We start from the raw sequence: 17,512 nt of genomic DNA on the forward strand, positions 1-17,512 counted from the left end.
ACGTACTCCCATTCTGCTGCCCAACCATACACGCCGATGCTGTGCTGCTCATCGTAGGTTCCGGGGCGTCCGGGGGCACGTGATCGGGCGAGGAGGTAAGTGATTGACAAGCACTATTTACTGACAGTAATGTCATCGGTGTTCGTTCGGCTAATTGCATTCGGACGCGTCAGCTGGTCAATCGTTGTGCTCATCGTGGGGTTGGGCACAGCGAGCGGTCAGCCGATTTTGTCGGAAGTGCTGTCGCCTAGCGCAGACCCAGTGCGCTGTGGTGCACAAGCGCACTGGTGATGAGAACGACTCCGAGGCAAAGGAAAATTACCCGGATCGCGGTGGGTCCATATCTCGTCACCGTCCGAACCAGGCCGCGTTGCATCCGGCGTGCGCGCGGAGAGCGCCTCGTCGAGAGCACCAGAATCAGCAGGCTCGGGAGTATGGCGACGACGCCGTAGCCGACCAACAGCAGCGGCCAGAGGGTAGGCAGCGGGTGGCGGGAGGCGAGCATCGCCAGCGCGCTCAAATACGGCACAGAGGTTGGGGCCTCGGCATATCCGAGTGCGAGGCCGACAAAGGCAAGCAGCCACGGATGACGCCGCGCCACACTGCGGATCCACGGCGGCGTCACCGGCTCGGAGAACCACGTCAACGCGGCGACCGCGATCAGCAAGACCCCGATAACCAGTTGCGCCCAATATCGTGTCGACGGAGTGATCTCGGCTCCCGCGGCCACATCCGTCAGCGAGCGCACGCCGAGCACGGTTGCCACCCCAAACGTGAACAGGGCCACAAATAAACCGGTGACGAAGCTCAGGCCCCCGGGGAACACGGATCTGCGTTCCAGGCGTGTCACGTAGACGATCGTGGTGGCGACACCGATGTTGAGCACGTTGAGGGCATCCAGGCAAGCGAATCCCGCGAACGCCAGCAACAGGGTGAGCACGATTGCAAAACTTACGGGAAGGTCGATCGTGTTCCGTCTCACGCGGCGTTGTGGGCACTGCCACAGTTGGCTGCTCGCTCGGGCCCAAAACTGCGTCGTGATCGGTATGGATACGACTGGATCACACTCTGAGCTGGGCCAACAAGACCGCCGGTACTCTGGACCGGTGCCTACTCAGACCCCGGCGGCCGTTGCGCCCCTGCATGGATTGCGAGATGTGCGCACTTATATCGATATCGCTGTCGTGGTCGCGGTACTTGTTGCCACCAACCTGATCGCCCACTTCACAACGCCGTGGGCCAATTTCGTGGTGGTCCCGATTGCCGCGATCGGCCTGCTCGCTCTCATCCGCTACCGCGGTCACTCCTGGGCCGAGCTGGGCTTGGGTCGCGACCATTGGCGGTCCGGTGCCAAGTACGCGGCTGTCGCCGTGGTCATTGTCGGTGCGGTAATCGGTATCGGCTTGTTGCTGCCGATCACCCGCCCCATGTTCCTGAACAGCAGCTACGCCACCACGGTTTCGGGTGCGCTGCTCGCCTCCTTCGTGCTGATCCCACTGCAGACGGTGATCCCCGAAGAGCTTGCGTTCCGCGGTGTGCTGCACGGAACCATGGCGCGTGCCTGGGGTTTTCGGGGCGTGGCGGCAGTCGGCTCCTTGCTGTTCGGTTTCTGGCATATCGCCACCTCGCTGGGGCTGACGACCGGCAATGTCGGCCTTACCCGACTGCTCGGCGTGGGATTGTGGGCGCAGATCGCGGGTGTGGCCGGGGCGGTGGTCGCCACCGCGATCGCCGGATTTGTCTTTACCTGGTTGCGCAGGCGTAGCGGCAGCCTCTTGGCGCCCATCGCGCTGCATTGGTCGCTGAATGGCATGGGTGTGCTGGCCGCCGTCCTGGTCTGGCACTTGATCTAGCCGCATGCGGCGGTTGCCGCCGCCGCGAGGAAGAGCAATTGCTCAAGGGTCCTCCATCCCAGCGGAGTCGACAGCGGATTGGACCGCTGGCTCGCGGCATACACATTGGCGGGAAACATCGCCACCAACAGGGCGGCCAGACTCGCCGCCGCCACCACTCTGGTTGCGGGAATCAGCACGCCGGCCGCGCCGAGCAGCTCAAGAGCCCCTGTCAGCGCCACCAAGAACCCGGGCGCCGGGATCCGCGGCGGCACTATCGCGATCATGGCATCACGCATCTTCGGCACGAAATGCGCGATACCGGTCAGCGTGAACATGGCGGCGAGACCGACTGCCACGGCGGCGGGCCAGGAGTCGGCGGGTGCGAGTCCCAGAATGCCGGCTAGCCGCGCCGACAGGGTTCCGACCACAAGGGCGATGAGCGGAGCCATGATTGCCCTCCGATCTTGACAGTGGCTAGATTGACGGTACTCGATATCTAGCCACTGTCAAGATTCTGGTTATGCTGGTGCTGTGTCGTATCACCATGGCGATCTGCGAGCAGCGATACTGACGAGCGCCGCCGACATGGTGGCCCGGCGCGGCGCCACCGAGTTGTCCCTGCGGGAGTTGGCCCGCGAAGCGGGTGTCTCGCATGCCGCACCCGCGCACCACTTTGGCGACCGCCGCGGGTTGTTCACGGCATTGGCCGCCGATGGGTTCACGCGACTGGCCGATGCGCTCGATGGCGCCCATCCCGACTTTCATGCCGCGGCCCTGGCCTACGTTGAGTTCGCATTGGCCAATCCGGGCCACTATTCCGTGATGTTCGAACCGGCGCTGCTGGATTTGGCCGATGGACGGCTGGCCGAGGCGCGCGACCGTGCCGCCGCCGCCCTGGACTCCGGGATCGCGACACTGACACCGCAGCAGACATCGGCCGACAGGATCACCGCCGCGCGTGCGGCGTGGTCCTTGGTGCATGGGTTCGTATCGTTGTGGACCACGGGGGCGCTTGCTGATTCACGCGATGACGCCGATCCGCTGCGCATCGCGTCGCAGATCGCTTACGTGTTGTTTCCCGAGGCTGGTTAGCCCAGAACGACTTTCGCTCCCTTGGAGCTGTAGCCGCTGTGTAGATCGATTTCCTTGGGCACAGTGCCCCGCGGCACGTCGTAGACGAGCACCGACCTTTTCTGCGCGCCAGGTCCTAGTTCGGCTCCCGGCTCGAGCTGTTCGGCGTTGCGGGCCAAGATGTTCGCCATGCTGTCGGGCGTGTACTCCTTGCCCGTCGCGTCCTTGAGCTTCTGTTCGTCGCCGAGGAACGAGCGTGTTGCCTGCCCGAGGTTGAGCACCTCAAGATGTACGACGACGAATGTCCCGGTCGCCGTTGCCTGCAGCGCCGGATTCGCCACGTCGCCGACGGTTCCGGCGTCGCTTACCCGGGTGACGACGAAGGCCAGATCGCCGTCGTGTACCTGTTGTCCCACCGCGCCGGGTTTACCGTCCTCCGCCGTTACCACCTTGGTCTCGGCGCCTCCCCCGGTGCCGCCGACATGGATGAGGGTCGGATGGCTTTCCGATGGGCCGCTGCCTCCGCAGGCGCTGACGAGAGTGCCGATAAGTGCAAGGGGAGTAAGGTATTTCGTGATCATGAAGAGTGCATCACCGGAAGTGTCACCGAGGAGGGGTGTTCCTTGTCGTGGCGCACCTCGAAGTGGATCGGAACGATTCGGCTGGCGGTGGCCAGTGGCTCGCCCGATCCGGTGTTGCGGGCGTGATTCGGAAATCCGCCACCGCTGACCTGTAACCGCAGACGGTGTCCACGGGCGAAGCGGTAGCCGGTGGGGTGCATGATCACCTGAATCGGGGCGTCCGTGACGCCGTCTAATTTGATTATCCCGTCCGTGACATTGTGAGACCGTCCCTTACGGTCGACGTCGCAGAGTCTGACGAAGAGATCGCCCTGGCCGCTGTCGGTGGTCGCGTAGATGGAGGCTGAGACGGGGCCGATGAGGTCCAGGTCGCTGGTCAACGGCTGGGATGTGAACACCAGGACATCGGGCCGCTTCTCGATAGCGGAATTGTCGCGTTGGCCGGCGGCCCGGGTGTCCAGCAGTGGCCCGCCGACCGTCGGGGTGGGGTCCTTGGGGTCGTAGGTAAAGTTGTCGGCAGAGCTATCGCCCTGTGGCGCTTCCCAATCCAATGCGCGATCCGCGTGCAGGTATAGCGCGGTGGATGTGGATTGCCGGGGAGGCCAGTGGTCGAAGTCCAGCCATTGACCGGCTTTCTGTAGATAGATACGGACTTGAGCCCGGTGCGTCGCCGAGGCGTCACCGTGCAGGTGGGCCGCAAGCCACGAGAAGCTATCACCGATCACCGCCTTGAGGGACTTCATGTGGTCCCACGGGCCTATGGTGATCCGTCGCGGGCAGTCCGTCTTCTGCAGTTCCTCGTAATCGCGTAACTGTCCGACCAGAAGCAGGTCCCACCAGCCGGTCACCATGCTCACCGGTGTGTTGAGGGTCGCGAGGGCCGGCGTGTGATTGATCTCGTCCCAGTGGTCGTCTTCGGTGTGATCGATTACTGTGCGCCAGAAAGGTTCTGGCTTCCCGATGGCGATATTGTCGGCATTGCCTAGGGGTAGGTGATCCATGGCCCGGCGTACTCGCTTGGCGATTGCGCCGGCCCGCAGCAGACGGGTCAGCTGGGAGGTTTCCGGTGAACCGATCGACGACGACCACGTCAGCAGGTTGTGCAGATTGAATGACCCGCCCGGATAGAAGAGCTCTCTGAAGTTACTGGTGGTGATGGCGGGGCACATGGCGGCCAGGGGCGGCTCGATATACGGCGCCACCGCCCATTGGGTGTGCCCGAGGTATGAAGGCCCGGCGGTTGCCAGGGTGCCATCGCACCACGGCTGCTCGCGAACCCATGCCGCCGTGGCCAGGCCGTCCGCCCGCTCCTGCCGAAACGCGTCGAATTTGCCCTGGGATCCGTACTGGCCTCGGGTGTCTTGCACGATCACCTGAAACCCCTGACGCGCCAACAGCATTGCCCACAGTTGGCTCACCATGCCGCGCTTGTCGTATGGGGTGCGAAAGATGACGGCCGGCAGCGGGTGCTGACCGGGTGGGCGGAAGTGGTCGGTGGAGAGTCGCACCCCGTCGGGCATCCGCACCGTGATGTCCCGCTGCGTCTGTATATCGGTGGTGAGTGGTTCGGGCAGGTCGAGTAGCTTCTCGAGGACGGGTGCGGACAGTCGTCCGGTCCACGTCAAAGCCAGTTCTTCGAGCATGGCGCCCAATCTACCGGGGGGCGAGCGCACCTACCGGCCCGACGGCGACGCACAGCGACAATGACTGTGTAATAGGTTGCAGGATAATCGCATTCCCTGAACCTGGGAGTCTGATGAAGACCCGGTTGAGCCCGGGGCGCACCGGGACCCTGACCTTCGGGCCATTGGTGAACGATGCCCACACGGCCCCCTCGGTATTGGCCAGGTAGTTCAGCTCGACAATCCAGTCCGCGGGTAGCAGCGGACCGTTCAACGGCAGGGTTTGTGTGGACTGCACCAGGTATCCGCATCCGGATACCGGCCCCTCGGTGATAGCACGAACCCATGTCACCTGGGCGTCCAGCAGGTGGCCGTTGCGGTCGAGCATCCGTAACTGTGTTGTGGTGGAACCGATCTCCGGCCTGGGGTGCACCAGCGCGAACATGTGGCTGAGCAGATTCTCCGGCCGAACCACATTCTGCAGAACCAGCGGGTCGACCTCCTGGTCGAGTACCGCAGGCCCGGTCGCCACCGCGGCAAGGGATGCTTTCACGGTTGCGATGTAGGACGAGGCGGGGTTGTTGCGCCAGCTGCGCAGGTAAGCGACCGTCGAGACCAGGCTGCTCGCCACGAATAACGCCAGCACCAATGCCACCGCTGTGGTGCGCTTGGCCGAGCTGTCCAGCCGTCCACTGCCCGGCCGGTTCGGCGCGGTGAGGCCCACCGCGGCCAGTAGCGCCGCGACCACCACCAGGTCCGGCAGATATCGCAGTGTCTGTGCGAGCAATAGCGCAGTAAATGCCGATGCGCGCATCAGGTAGATCGGCACCTCGCTGGCCACCAGGTAGCCGAGCAGTGTCACCCACACCAGACCAAGCCGCTGCTTGCGGTAGCAGGTCAGCAGGATGGTCGTGCCGAGGGCGAGCGCACCCAGTCCGATCACGAACGACGACGGTTCGGCCCAAGGCGAGCTCGGCACCCAGCGATCCCAGCGCCACGGCCCACCCACCAAACCGGGCAGCACCCCATGCGTGAACGAGCGTTGCAGCAGCGACCATGTCATGGACAGATCGGTGCTCCACCGTTTCTGATCGACCACCACCAGGTAGAGGACAATCCACGCCCCGGTGAGTGCTCCGGCCGGGATCCAGACCAACGCGCCCCGCCGCCACGTTCGGGTCAGTGACGACCACCCGTGCCCACGTAAGTAGGCCAGCAGGGCCAGCACGGCGAACGCCACGAAGGGGATGACCACGGACTTCTCGAAAAACAGCAGTCCGGCGAGGAACACGCCCATGGCTGCTGCGGCATATCTGCGGTCGCCGGTGCGATCCAGCAGGACCACGTCGGCCACGAACCAGCACATCGCGGCCAGCATCGGCAGTGAGTTCAGCGCCGCTGCCCACCACGTAAACCCGGGCACCGCCAGGGGTGTGAACAGCGTGAAGGTTAGTGGGACCACGAGCACCGGCCGCCAGCCGAGGATTGCCCATAGCGCCCGCAGCAGTGCCAGCGACGCCAGTGCCTGCAAAACCACCAGGCTTACCGCGGGCCAGAACCAATTGAGGGGGGCGAACTTGGTGATCATGCCCGCGAGCAGGAAGGCCGCAGGCATGACGTGCCCGTCATGGTCATCGAACAGATACGACGGCGCGAACAGGTCCTGTGTTCCGGCGCGGCCCACCAGAATCAGGTCGTCCCAGTAAAAATCTCCCCCGAACGCCAACACGCCCCGAACCGCTAGCTGCGCCACGATGAGAGCTGCCGCGGCGGCGGCAACGGGGTTCAGGTGGGGGAGTCGGGCTCGCACTGCAGAAGGCATTTGGGCCCGACCCTATCTGTAGGGTGGGGCCGAATGCCGTGAGCTATGCGAACACAGAGGGAGTCGCCACGTGCGGGCAATGGTTACCGGAGCTGCAGGATTCATCGGGTCGACGCTGGTTGATCGCCTGTTGGCGGACGGGCACGAGGTAACGGGACTGGATAACCTGGCCACCGGCAAGGTGGCGAACCTGGAGGCCGCCGAGGCGAATGCCAAGTTCACATTCGTCAAGGACGACATCGTCGAGGCCGACCTGGACGCTGTAGTCGCCGAATACTCCCCTGAGGTGATCTTCCACCTGGCCGCGCAGATCGACGTACGTCACTCGGTGGCCGACCCGCAGTTCGATTCCTCCGTCAACGTCGTCGGTACGGTCCGGCTCGCAGAGGCCGCGCGCAAGGCGGGCGTGCGCAAGATCGTGCACACCTCGTCGGGCGGATCGATCTACGGCACCCCGAAGCAGATTCCGACCAGCGAGACAGTTCCCACCGACCCGCACTCGCCATACGCGGCGGGCAAGGTGGCCGGCGAGATCTACCTCAACACCTTCCGGCACCTGTACGGGCTGGAGTGCTCGCATATCGCCCCTGCCAATGTGTATGGGCCTCGACAGGATCCGCATGGTGAGGCCGGGGTTGTCGCGATTTTCGCGCAGGCTCTGCTCTCCGGCCGCTCCACCAAGGTGTTCGGCGATGGTGGCAACACTCGCGACTACGTGTTTGTCGACGACGTGGTGGAGGCCTTCGTGCGGGCCTCCGGCCCTGACGGTGGCGGGCAGCGTTTCAATGTCGGCACCGGTGTGGAAACCAGTGACCGGCAACTGCATTCGTTGGTGGCCGCGGCGGCGGGCGCACCGGATGATCCCGAGTTTCATCCGCCGCGGCTGGGCGACCTGCGTCAGTCGTGCCTGGACGTCGGTCTGGCCAAGAGGGTGCTGGGCTGGGAGCCGCGGGTGCCGCTAGCGGACGGGATCAGAAGGACCGTTGACTTCTTCCGGAGCTAGCTCCGGAGCAATATCGCCGGACGGGGGCTCGGCACCGCGTAGCGCGACCGCCCTGGTCAGCCGTGAGTAACGCAGCTCGAGGTCCTTGAAGCGCAGATACGTGCTCAGGGTGGTGAATGCGAACGCGATAATCAGCGCGTAGAGCATGAGGTCGGTGCCACGGCCCAGCCCGAGCCAATGCGCCAGTGTGGTGGTGTCGTTCGGGCGCAGGATGGCGTAAATGCCGGCGACCACAAACACCACGAACCCGAGTTTGACCCATGCCTTGGCCTGCGCGGTGCTGCGTGAACGCAGCAGATAAACCAGCAACAGCAGCACTGCGACGATCAGTAGCGGCTGTATCCAGGTGATCACGGCAACCTCCGGCGGAATGCGGTGTCGAACATGATGTTGACCCCGTTGATCAGCGACTGGCCCTTGGCCATCGAATACTCGGTGTACAGGATGTCGACCGGTTGTTCTGCTACCCGCCAATGGTTTTCGGAGATCATCGCGATGAACTCGCTGGCGTGACCCATGCCGTTCATGGTGATGTTGAGGCCATTGGCGACCGTTCGGTTGAACACGCGCAGACCGTTGTGGGCGTCGGTCAGGTTGAGGCGCCGGGTCCGGGGGCTCAGCAACACAACGGTTTTCAGCACTATGCGTTTGATAAGAGGCACATGTCCGGGACCCGAGCCCGCGCCGAAACGAGTGCCGACGATGATATCGAGGGGCTCCAGACGCAGTCTGTCCACCATGGCCACCACGTCTTTGACTTGGTGCTGGCCGTCGGCATCGAATGTCACGAAGATCTGCGCACCCGGCTGCGCGCGGGCGTACTCCACGCCGGTTTGGATCGCCGCGCCCTGCCCGAGATTGACCGGATGCCGGACCACATGCGCGCCGGCGCCATGCGCGAGCGCGGCGGTCCGGTCGACGCTGCCGTCGTCCACGCAGACGATATTGGGGAAGGTGCCGAGTGCCGCGGCGATGACGTCGGCGATGACTGGTCCCTCGTTATAGGCGGGGATGACCAGCCAGACGTCGGTGTTACCGGTGTTGCTCACTGGGATCAAGGTAGCACCGGGACCGGCTGTGCGACTGCTGTGCCAGTCCTGTGCCGGTTCTACCGGCGTGACTGACACCCAGGACCGCCAGGATTTGGCGGAGATTTGGCGGGCTCATCTGCTTCTTTGTCAAGGGTATGTGGCAAAAGGGCCTCACCCTGGCCGGAGTGTGGTTGGTGCTCAACATCGTGTGCGCAGTGGTGGACCTTCCCCATGGGGCCGTGCAGGGCGCCAGTGTCGGCGTCGCGGCGGCAACGATGAGCGTCGCCAACTATGCCCACTACCTGCACTACGTCAGGGCAGCCAGTCGTGGAATCTGTTCGAGGGCTACGGCAAGTGGCGCTGATCAGATCGAGATCCAACGGTTCGTCGCATTCCTCACAGCGGGAATGCGGTCGGGGCTAGTGTTTCCGCCATGCAACGGCTGTCTGGGGTAGATGCGGCGTTCTGGCACGCCGAAACGGCGGGCTGGCATATGCATATTGGGGGACTGTCGATTTACGACCCCACCGATGCGCCGGACTACAGCTTTGAGCGGGTACGCGCCCTCATCGTGGAACGTCTGCCGTCCATGCCGCAACTGCGCTGGCGGGTCACCGATGTTCCGCTGGGACTGGACCGGCCGTGGTTCGTCGAAGACGAGGAGCTCGACCCCGACTTTCACATCCGGCGGATCGGCGTACCCGCCCCTGGTGGCCGCAAGGAGCTGGAAGAGCTTGCCGGACGGCTGATGTCGTACAAACTCGACCGGTCGCGGCCGCTGTGGGAGCTATGGGTCATCGAGGGTGTCGAGGGCGGGCGGGTGGCCACGCTGACCAAGATGCATCATGCGATCGTCGATGGGGTGTCCGGTGCGGGCCTGGGCGAGATCCTGCTCGATATCGCACCCGAACCGCGTCCCGCCCCGGACGACACCGTCGGGTCATTGGTGGGGCTCGGGCTACCGAGTCGCGAGCGCATCCTGCTGAGCGCGCTGGTGAATGTCGGTGTCAAGACGCCCTATCGCGTGGCCCGGTTGGTCCAACAGACGGTCCGTCAGCAGCTGGCGGTCTTTGGTATGGAGCGTAAATCGCCCGGGTACTTCGAGGCGCCGCATACCCGATTCAATGCGCCGGTCTCGCCGCACCGGCGCATTTCCGGGGCACGGCTGGACCTTGCGCGCGTCAAGGCACTCAAGGACGCATTCGGTGTCAAGGTCAACGATGTGGTACTGGCGATAGTCGCGGGTGCCGTCCGCGACTACCTGGCCAAGCGCGACGAATTCCCGGACAAACCACTTATCGTGCAGATTCCGGTCTCGGTGCGTACCGAGGAAACCGATGGCGTGGTCGGCAATCAGGTCAGTTCGATGACTGTCTCACTGGCCACTGATATCGACGACCCAGCTGAGCGGATCCAGGCGATCTACGAGGGCACCCAGGGTGCCAAGGAAATGGCGCGTGCTATGTCAGCACACCAAATCATGGGGCTGACCGATACCACGCCGCCGGGGCTGCTGCAGTTGGCGGCACGCGCCTACACCGCCAGCGGATTGTCCCGGAACCTGGCGCCCATCAACCTGGTGCTGTCCAATGTTCCCGGCCCGTCGTTCCCGCTCTACATGGCCGGAGCGCGGCTGGAGTCGATGATCCCGCTCGGCCCACCGGTCATGGACGTGGCGCTGAACATCACCTGCTTCTCCTACCTGGAGCACATGGATTTCGGATTTGTCACCACACCGGAGGTGGCCGCTGATATCGATGAGATGGCCGACGGTCTGGAAGCCGCACTCGTGGAGTTGGAGCACGCCGTGGGGATCTGAGTGCCGATCAGTCAAAGATGTCTTCGGCGAGCTGTGGATCCCGCCAGAACGCGAGCGCGATCAGGTGCACCACTATCCCGACGACGGGTCCGCCGAGCAATGCGATCACCGTGCGTTCTTCCAGTCCCAGCGGCAGCAGTAACAGCAGCGCGGAAACCACAGTCGCGCCAACCCATCCCGCGGAGTACGCACGGTGGCGGGCGTGTGCCACGGTGGCCGCTCCGGTGAGTGTCAACAGCGCGATCATGACCGCACCGGCGGTCAGCCAGCCCAGGAGTGGGCCGCCTGCCTGGTATGCGGGATCGAACACCGTTCGCAGCAGCCAGGGGCCGATCGACGCCGCCAGGGCGATACCCGCAGCGCCGACACCTAGGATGATCGCGGCGGGGGTGGCCAGGGCGCGCAGGCGCCGGTCCTGCTCATCCACGAAGTGAGCGATGAGGTTGCCTTGCAATGCTGTTAGCGGCACCAAAAGGGGTGCGCGGGTCAGTGTGACTGCCAGGATCACCACACCGCCGGTGGTGCCCAGGTCGCCCGCCGTCGATTGCAACAGCACCGGGAAGCCCATCACCAGGACCGCGCTGGCCGCTGCCGCCGCGATCGAATGCCGGGCGCCGCGCAGGAACTCCATGGTGTCCACGAGTGCCGGCACCTTGAGCGCGTCGCGGGTTGGTTTCGAGACCAATGTGAGCAGCAACCAGGACATCGAGCCTGACACGGTCGCCCACAAGTATCCGACGAGTCCGAGGGTGGCTGCGAAGGTGACGATGGCGACCACCAACCGGATGCCCGCATCGGTCACCATGAGAACGCCGTACTGCGTCCAGCGACTTGACCCGGCCAGTGCGCCCAGAGTGGTGGCGTGCATGCAGAAGCCGGCGAGTCCTCCTGCCAGTAATGCCACACTCAGCCAACGGAACTCGGTGAATACATGCGATGCCCACAGCGGTGCGGTGCCGACGATCAGGACGGCGGAGGCGATCGCGAAAGCGGACGCGATCCTTACCGGCAAGGTGGTGGCCAGCGGGGAACGGTCCCGCTGCGCCAGCGACAGCCGCACTTCGCGCGTGGTCTCCTGCAGCAGCCCGTTGGCGGCACCCGTCACCAAACCGAATGCGCCCCAGAAGACGCCGAATACCGAGAACAACGCGGGACCCAGCTCGCGGGCTGCCAGGTACAGCACGGCGTATCCGCAGATCGCGCTGACGGCGGTGGCGGCACCGATGCGCGCGACGCTGGAGCGGGTGCTGGGACCGGCGTCGGTCACTTCCGGTCCAAGGGCGGGAGCTGCTTCTCGTAGAGCCATGCCGTCCACAGCGGGCGCAGGGATTCATCGGAGTACCCGGCGGCCAGGCCGGTGAAGTCGTCGGTAATGACGGTGCTGTGCCGATATCGGGTGGTCCAGTCCTGCAGCAGTGCAAAGAATTTCGTATCACCGAGGCGCAATCGCAGGGCGTGCAATGTCAGTGCTCCGCGCTTGTATACGCGATCGTCGAACATCAGTTGTGGGCCGGGATCGGCCAGAATCAGGTCTTGCGGTAGATCTTTCAGCTTTTGATGGTAGTGGCGGGCGCGCGCGTCGGCGGTCGGCCCGCCGGATTCCTCGGACCACAGCCATTCGGCGTAACAGGCAAATCCTTCGTGCAACCAGATGTCGCGCCAGCGGCGCGCGGTAACGCTGTTGCCGAACCACTGATGGGCCAGCTCGTGCGCCACGAGTCGTTCTGAATGCCGGGAACCGTCGCAATGGTTGGCGCCGAATACCGAAATTCCCTGTGCCTCCAGTGGGATATCGAGGTCATCATCGGTCACCACCACGGTGTATCCCGCGGCGAACGGATAGGGACCGAACTGTTTGATGAACAGCTTCATCATCTGCGGCTGTCGGCCGAAGTCGTGCTCGAACCTATCGCGTAGCCGTGATGGCAGCGCAGCGTTCATCGAGATGGGGTTCTTGGCAAGCTTGACCAGCTGGTAGTCGCCGATCTGTAGTGTCGCCAGATACGGCGCCATGGGCTCGGGCTGTTCGTACGTCCAGGTGGTATGGGCGGCCCGGACGCGTCGGGATATCAACTCTCCATTGGAGATAACGCAATATGGGCTGTCGCTGGTGATGACAAACCGATAGCTCGCCTTGGAGCTGGGGTGGTCGTCGCAGGGGAACCAGGATGCCGCACCGTTGGGCTGTCCGGCCACCAGCACCCCGTTGGACAGCTCCTCAAATCCGACATCACCCCACATGCTGTTGATCGGGCGTGGTGACCCGCCATAACGAATCACGATGGTCATCGCGGCACCCGCCGGGATCGCGGATGCCAGTTTTATGGTGATCTTTCCGGCGCGATGACCGAAATGTGTCGGACGTCGACCGTTCACTGTCACCTTCGCGACACCGAGGGTGTCGGCGAGGTCGAGGGTGAACTCCTTGATGGTGGCCAGGGTGACGGCGGTGATGTTCGCGGTGCCGGTCAGCCGGTTGATGGCCACCTTGTATTCGAGGTCCAGCTCGTAGCGGGACACCCGGTACCCGTAGTTGCCGTTTTGGGGCAGATAGGGATCGATGACCGGAGGCCGCGGGGGGAGCCGTTTGGCTGCCTTTTTGCCGGGTTTGGTCATGCGGCCCCGGAATTCTTGTTTGGGGAGACCTTGCCGCTCTTGGGCTTCTTCGGTGCCATCGGATCCAGCTTGCCCCATGGCGAAATGGGATTGCCCTGCCACCTGGTGGACGGGGGTACCACGTCACCGCGCACCACCAGGGACGCGGGGCCCACGGTGGCGCCGGCACCGAGCTCGGCCGCGGGTAGCGCCACGCAGTGCGGCCCCAGCGTGGCGCCTTCGCCCAGGACCACGGTGTCCATCCGCATGATCCGGTCGTGGAACAGATGTGTCTGCACCACGCAGCCGCGATTCACGGTCGCGCCCCTGCCCAAGGTCACCAGGTCGGCCTCGGGCAGCCAGTACGTCTCGCACCACACGCCCCGGCCGATCTTGGCGCCCAGCCCGCGTAGCCACCAGTTCTGCATGATCGTTCCCGACGCGGCACGTGCGAACCAGACGGCGGCAACGGTTTCCACGAAGGTGTCGGCAACCTCGTTGCGCCAGACGAACGAGGACCAAAGCGGCTTCTCGACGGCCTTGGTGCGGCCCACCACCAACCATTTGGCCACCACACTGACAACACCTGCCACGGCGCCGGCAATCAGCAGCACCACACCGCTCAGCGCCCCGGCCACCCAGAAATTGAACCCAATGGCGATGTTTTGCAGTGTCAGCAGCACGCCGACGCCGATACCGAAGGTCACGATGATAGGGATGATGCGGCAGGTCTCCACGATGCCGCGCATCACCTTGAGGCGGAACGGCGGCTCGAAGGTGAGCGTAGAGTCTGCGCCATCAGCCTTGCGTCGCAACCGCTTTGGTGGGCTCCCGATCCATGAGGAGCCCGACTTAGCCTTATGTGGAGTCGCGGACAGGACGGCGACCAAGGCGTCGTTGGGCACTTTGCGTCCGGGCTGGGTGATTCCTGAGTTGCCCAGAAACGCGCGCTTGCCGATCCGGGCCTTGGCGATGTGGATCCAGCCGCCGCCCAATTCGTAGGAGGCCACCATCGTGTCGTCGGCCAAGAACGCGCCATCGTCGACCTCGGTGAACTTCGGCACCAGCAATGCTGTCGAAATCTCGGTGTCCTTGCCGATCTTCGCGCCCAGAATGCGCAGCCACCAAGGCGTGAGCTGGCTGGCATAGATGGGGAACAGGTAGTTGCGCGCGGCGTCCATCAGGCGTTCGGTGGCCCACAGCTGCCAACCCTGTCGGCTGCGGACAGGGTGGTAGCCCTCGTGGACGCCGAGTGAGAGCAGTCGCACCAGGACAACGGTGATGGCGGCGTACACGACAACACTGACCAGCGCCGCCGCGGGCGTCCACATGAGGGCGGGTACAACGGCTCCGCAGATCGTCGCGGCATCGCGGATGCCGTATGCGACCACGGCCAAGCCCGCTGCGAGGGCCAGCAGCGGAAGCCCGCCCAGCAGAATCGATGTCAACCCATAGATGGGCACCCATTGTCCCGCGCGGGGCGGTCGGTAGTCGGGCCAGGGATGACGGGCTTTACCGGATTTGACGGCCGGTGAGCCCTTCCAATACTGGCCGTTCTTGACCCGCCCGACGACCCCGGAAGCCGGTGCGACGTCGGCGTTCTTGCCGACGACCGCGCCCGGCAGCAGGGTGGTGCGGGCGCCGACGGTGGCGTCGTCGCCGATGACGATGGGGCCGACGTGGAACTTATCGCCATCAACCCAATGCCCGGAGAGATCGACCTCTGGTTCGACGGAACTGCGGTCTCCCAGCTCCAACCAGCCGGTGACCGGTGGTGAAGAATGCAGATCGACGCCATTGCCGACGCGCGCCCCCAGCGCGCGGGCGTAGTAAACCATCCACGGTGCGCCGGAAAGGTTCTCGGCACCACTGGCGGTGGCGAGACGGTCGGCGATCCACACTCGCAGGTGCACGCTGCCGCCGCGCTCATAGGTGCCGGGCTTGACGCCCGACAGTAGCAATCGTGCACCGATGACGGTGATACTCATGCGCCCCACGGGGGTAATGAACAAGACGAAGGCTGCCAGCAGTACCCACCAGTTGACGGTTACCAACCATGGCACCCCGCTGAATGTCGCGAACACATTGTTGGCCAGGGCAAGCCATGTCGCCCATTGCAGGCCCGTGAGAGTGGTGAGCGGAATGGTCGCCACCAACTGAGCCAGCTCGGCAAGCCGTGGTACAGGTTTGACGACGCGGGGCTCCACCTCGATGGGAGGTGCCAGCTCATCGAGATAGGTGGCCAACGATCCGAGTCGCGGCTGGTCGTACAGGTTGGCGACGGTTACCTGCGGATAACGTTGCCGCAGCGCCGCAACCAGCTGAGCGGCGGACAACGACCCGCCGCCCAGCGCAAAGAAATCGGCCTCCGGTCCGTCGACGGGGGCGGCCAGGATGTCCCGCCATAGACCGGCGAGCCACCCCATGGTGCCGCCCAGTTCGGGTGCTTCGTCATCGGCCCCGGCTCCCGGTGGCGGCCAGGGCAGGGCGTTGCGATCGACCTTTCCGGATGTGCGCGTGGGCAGCTCATCGAGTTTGACCAGTCGCGGTACCAGCGCGGCCGGAAGCGACTCGGCCAGGCTCGCGCGGGCTGCGGCGATATCGAAGTTCGGATCCGCGCTGGCGATATAGCCGACCAGCAACGGGGTGCCGCTGGCGGTCTTGCGCACCGCGGCCGCACCTGCGCTCACACCGGGCAGGTTGACCAGCGCGGCATCCACCTCGCCCAGTTCGATGCGGCGGCCACCGACTTTCACCTGGTCGTCGGCGCGGCCCTGGAAGTACAACCCGTCCGGTTCCAGGCGTACCAGATCTCCGCTTCGGTAGGCTCTCGACCAACCCAAAGTATCGAGCGGAGCGTACTTTTCGGCATCCTTTTCTGGGTCCAGGTACTTGGCCAGGCCGATACCGCCGATGACCAGTTCGCCGACCTCGCCGTAGCCGACCTGGTTGCCGTGAGGGTCCACGACCGCCAGATCCCAACCGGGCAGCGGCAATCCGATGCTGACGGGACTCACTCCGTCGAGCCTGGCCGCGCATGCCACCACGGTCGCCTCGGTGGGCCCGTAGGTGTTCCAGACCTCGCGTGTGGCACCGTCCTCGCCGGTGGCCAGCCGTTCGGCCAGGTCGGGTGGGCACGCCTCGCCACCGAAGATCAGCAGTCGCACCGCCTCCAGCGCCTCGGCCGGCCACAGCGCGGCCAGAGTGGGCACCGTCGAGACCACGGTGACATCGCGCGAAACCAGCCATGGACCCAGATCCATGCCGCTGCGCACCAGTGAACGGGGCGCCGGAACCAGGCAAGCGCCGTACCGCCACGCCAACCACATCTCCTCGCACGAGGCGTCGAAGGCCACGGACAGTCCGGCAAGTACCCGATCGTCCGGACCGATCGGGTTGTCCTGCAAGAACATCTGTGCTTCAGCATCGACAAACGCGGCTGCGTTGCGATGAGTCACCGCCACCCCCTTGGGGGTGCCGGTGGAACCCGAGGTGAAGATGATCCATGCGTCGTCGCGGGGCGTCGGTTTGGCGGCCCGCCACCCACGCGACGATCCGGGTCCGCGAACCAGTCCGTCGGGAGTGATCACGGCGGCCACCTGTGCCTCGCCGAACACCAGCGCGGCGCGCTCGTCGGGGTCGTCGGCATCGACGGGCACGTAGGCGGCGCCCGCTGCCAGGGTCGCGAGGATCGCCACATACAGCGAGTAGCTGCCCGACGGCATCCGGATACCGACGCGGTCACCACGCCCGATGCCGCGGGCGCCGAGCCATTCGACGCTCGCTTCCATGTCGACGATCAGCTCCGAATAGGTGAGCTGAATGGTGCCGTCGTCGATGGCCGGCGCATCGGGATTCTCCGCGGCGGTGGCGTAGAGGATGTCGATCAGAGTCCGCGCCGCGGGCGCCGACCTACCGAGCAGATATTGCGGGGGTACCGGGTGCGCCGGGGCTTGCTGGGCGACGGGTTGAGCCGCGTGCTCAGGCGCCGAATCCGGTGCCTCTTGGTGCGCGCGGCTCATGGGTGACTCGTCGGGGCCGGTCACGCTGCTCCTCGTAGTTTCCGCGATCGGATGGGCTGCCGCAGCGAAGCCTATCGGTCCGGCCCCAGCGAGGCTCGTCGCCGCGCGGAT

At 64.9% G+C, this 17,512-nt stretch carries 15 protein-coding genes; 5 read left to right on the forward strand and 10 right to left on the reverse strand.

Annotated features, from left to right (window positions below; genetic code table 11):
• Positions 1 to 247: 247 nt before the first annotated feature.
• Positions 248 to 940, reverse strand: coding sequence for a GAP family protein (locus tag MAB_RS02670; RefSeq protein ID WP_005086892.1), 693 nt, complete (start codon positions 938 to 940; stop codon positions 248 to 250).
• Between the two features lie 217 nt (positions 941 to 1,157).
• On the opposite strand from MAB_RS02670, the gene MAB_RS02675 reads away from it, so the two are divergent.
• A complete protein-coding gene (locus MAB_RS02675; RefSeq protein ID WP_005064918.1) occupies positions 1,158 to 1,853 on the forward strand; it encodes a CPBP family intramembrane glutamic endopeptidase in 696 nt (231 codons plus the stop codon).
• Here the strand turns inward: MAB_RS02675 and MAB_RS02680 are convergent.
• Positions 1,850 to 2,284, reverse strand: coding sequence for a DoxX family protein (locus MAB_RS02680; protein WP_005092142.1), 435 nt, complete (start codon positions 2,282 to 2,284; stop codon positions 1,850 to 1,852). The genes MAB_RS02675 and MAB_RS02680 overlap by 4 nt on opposite strands.
• 82 nt (positions 2,285 to 2,366) lie before the next feature.
• On the opposite strand from MAB_RS02680, the gene MAB_RS02685 reads away from it, so the two are divergent.
• Entirely contained in the window at positions 2,367 to 2,927 is a 561-nt protein-coding gene (locus MAB_RS02685; RefSeq protein ID WP_005083483.1) for a TetR/AcrR family transcriptional regulator, read from the forward strand.
• Here the strand turns inward: MAB_RS02685 and MAB_RS02690 are convergent.
• From MAB_RS02690 to MAB_RS02700, 3 genes are read right to left on the reverse strand one after another with little or no spacing between them, the layout of a single operon-like run.
• Positions 2,924 to 3,487, reverse strand: a complete 564-nt coding sequence (locus MAB_RS02690; RefSeq protein WP_005083481.1) for a DUF4352 domain-containing protein — start codon at positions 3,485 to 3,487, stop codon at positions 2,924 to 2,926. The two genes, MAB_RS02685 and MAB_RS02690, sit on opposite strands and share 4 nt — an antisense overlap.
• The gene (locus tag MAB_RS02695; protein ID WP_005083480.1) at positions 3,484 to 5,130 is read right to left on the reverse strand and encodes a CocE/NonD family hydrolase; all 1,647 of its coding nucleotides are present in this window, start codon (positions 5,128 to 5,130) and stop codon (positions 3,484 to 3,486) included. The genes MAB_RS02690 and MAB_RS02695 overlap by 4 nt, the downstream gene beginning before the upstream one ends.
• A gap of 10 nt (positions 5,131 to 5,140) precedes the next feature.
• Positions 5,141 to 6,931 (reverse strand): hypothetical protein, encoded by a 1,791-nt coding sequence (locus MAB_RS02700; RefSeq protein ID WP_012296325.1) that lies wholly within the window; start codon positions 6,929 to 6,931, stop codon positions 5,141 to 5,143.
• A gap of 70 nt (positions 6,932 to 7,001) precedes the next feature.
• Here MAB_RS02700 and MAB_RS02705 point away from each other — a divergent pair, with 70 nt between their 5' ends.
• Entirely contained in the window at positions 7,002 to 7,934 is a 933-nt protein-coding gene (locus MAB_RS02705) for a GDP-mannose 4,6-dehydratase (RefSeq protein ID WP_005113113.1), read from the forward strand.
• Here the strand turns inward: MAB_RS02705 and MAB_RS02710 are convergent.
• Together MAB_RS02710 and MAB_RS02715 are read right to left on the reverse strand one after the other, a co-directional pair.
• A complete protein-coding gene (locus MAB_RS02710; RefSeq protein WP_050546854.1) occupies positions 7,890 to 8,285 on the reverse strand; it encodes a DUF2304 domain-containing protein in 396 nt (131 codons plus the stop codon). The genes MAB_RS02705 and MAB_RS02710 overlap by 45 nt on opposite strands.
• Positions 8,285 to 8,983 carry a glycosyltransferase family 2 protein gene (locus MAB_RS02715; protein ID WP_005113115.1) on the reverse strand — a complete coding sequence of 233 codons (699 nt, stop codon included), beginning with the start codon at positions 8,981 to 8,983 and terminating at the stop codon, positions 8,285 to 8,287. Before MAB_RS02715 ends, MAB_RS02710 begins: the two co-directional genes overlap by 1 nt.
• Positions 8,984 to 9,120: 137 nt before the next feature.
• Here MAB_RS02715 and MAB_RS02720 point away from each other — a divergent pair, with 137 nt between their 5' ends.
• The gene (locus tag MAB_RS02720) at positions 9,121 to 9,420 is read left to right on the forward strand and encodes a DUF2628 domain-containing protein (RefSeq protein WP_005113117.1); all 300 of its coding nucleotides are present in this window, start codon (positions 9,121 to 9,123) and stop codon (positions 9,418 to 9,420) included.
• Entirely contained in the window at positions 9,399 to 10,784 is a 1,386-nt protein-coding gene (locus MAB_RS02725) for a WS/DGAT/MGAT family O-acyltransferase (RefSeq protein ID WP_005113119.1), read from the forward strand. The genes MAB_RS02720 and MAB_RS02725 overlap by 22 nt, the downstream gene beginning before the upstream one ends.
• Positions 10,785 to 10,791: 7 nt before the next feature.
• Here MAB_RS02725 and MAB_RS02730 read toward each other — a convergent pair whose 3' ends face one another.
• From MAB_RS02730 to MAB_RS02740, 3 genes are read right to left on the reverse strand one after another with little or no spacing between them, the layout of a single operon-like run.
• On the reverse strand, positions 10,792 to 12,051 hold the full coding sequence (locus MAB_RS02730) for a lipopolysaccharide biosynthesis protein (protein WP_005083474.1): 1,260 nt from the start codon (positions 12,049 to 12,051) through the stop codon (positions 10,792 to 10,794).
• Complete coding sequence (locus MAB_RS02735; RefSeq protein ID WP_005086878.1) at positions 12,048 to 13,400, reverse strand: M1 family metallopeptidase; 1,353 nt, start codon at positions 13,398 to 13,400, stop codon at positions 12,048 to 12,050. The genes MAB_RS02730 and MAB_RS02735 overlap by 4 nt, the downstream gene beginning before the upstream one ends.
• The gene (locus MAB_RS02740) at positions 13,397 to 17,425 is read right to left on the reverse strand and encodes a Pls/PosA family non-ribosomal peptide synthetase (protein WP_005113120.1); all 4,029 of its coding nucleotides are present in this window, start codon (positions 17,423 to 17,425) and stop codon (positions 13,397 to 13,399) included. Before MAB_RS02740 ends, MAB_RS02735 begins: the two co-directional genes overlap by 4 nt.
• Positions 17,426 to 17,512: the final 87 nt, after the last annotated feature.

Source organism: Mycobacteroides abscessus ATCC 19977 (assembly GCF_000069185.1).
GTDB classification, from domain to species: domain Bacteria; phylum Actinomycetota; class Actinomycetes; order Mycobacteriales; family Mycobacteriaceae; genus Mycobacterium; species Mycobacterium abscessus.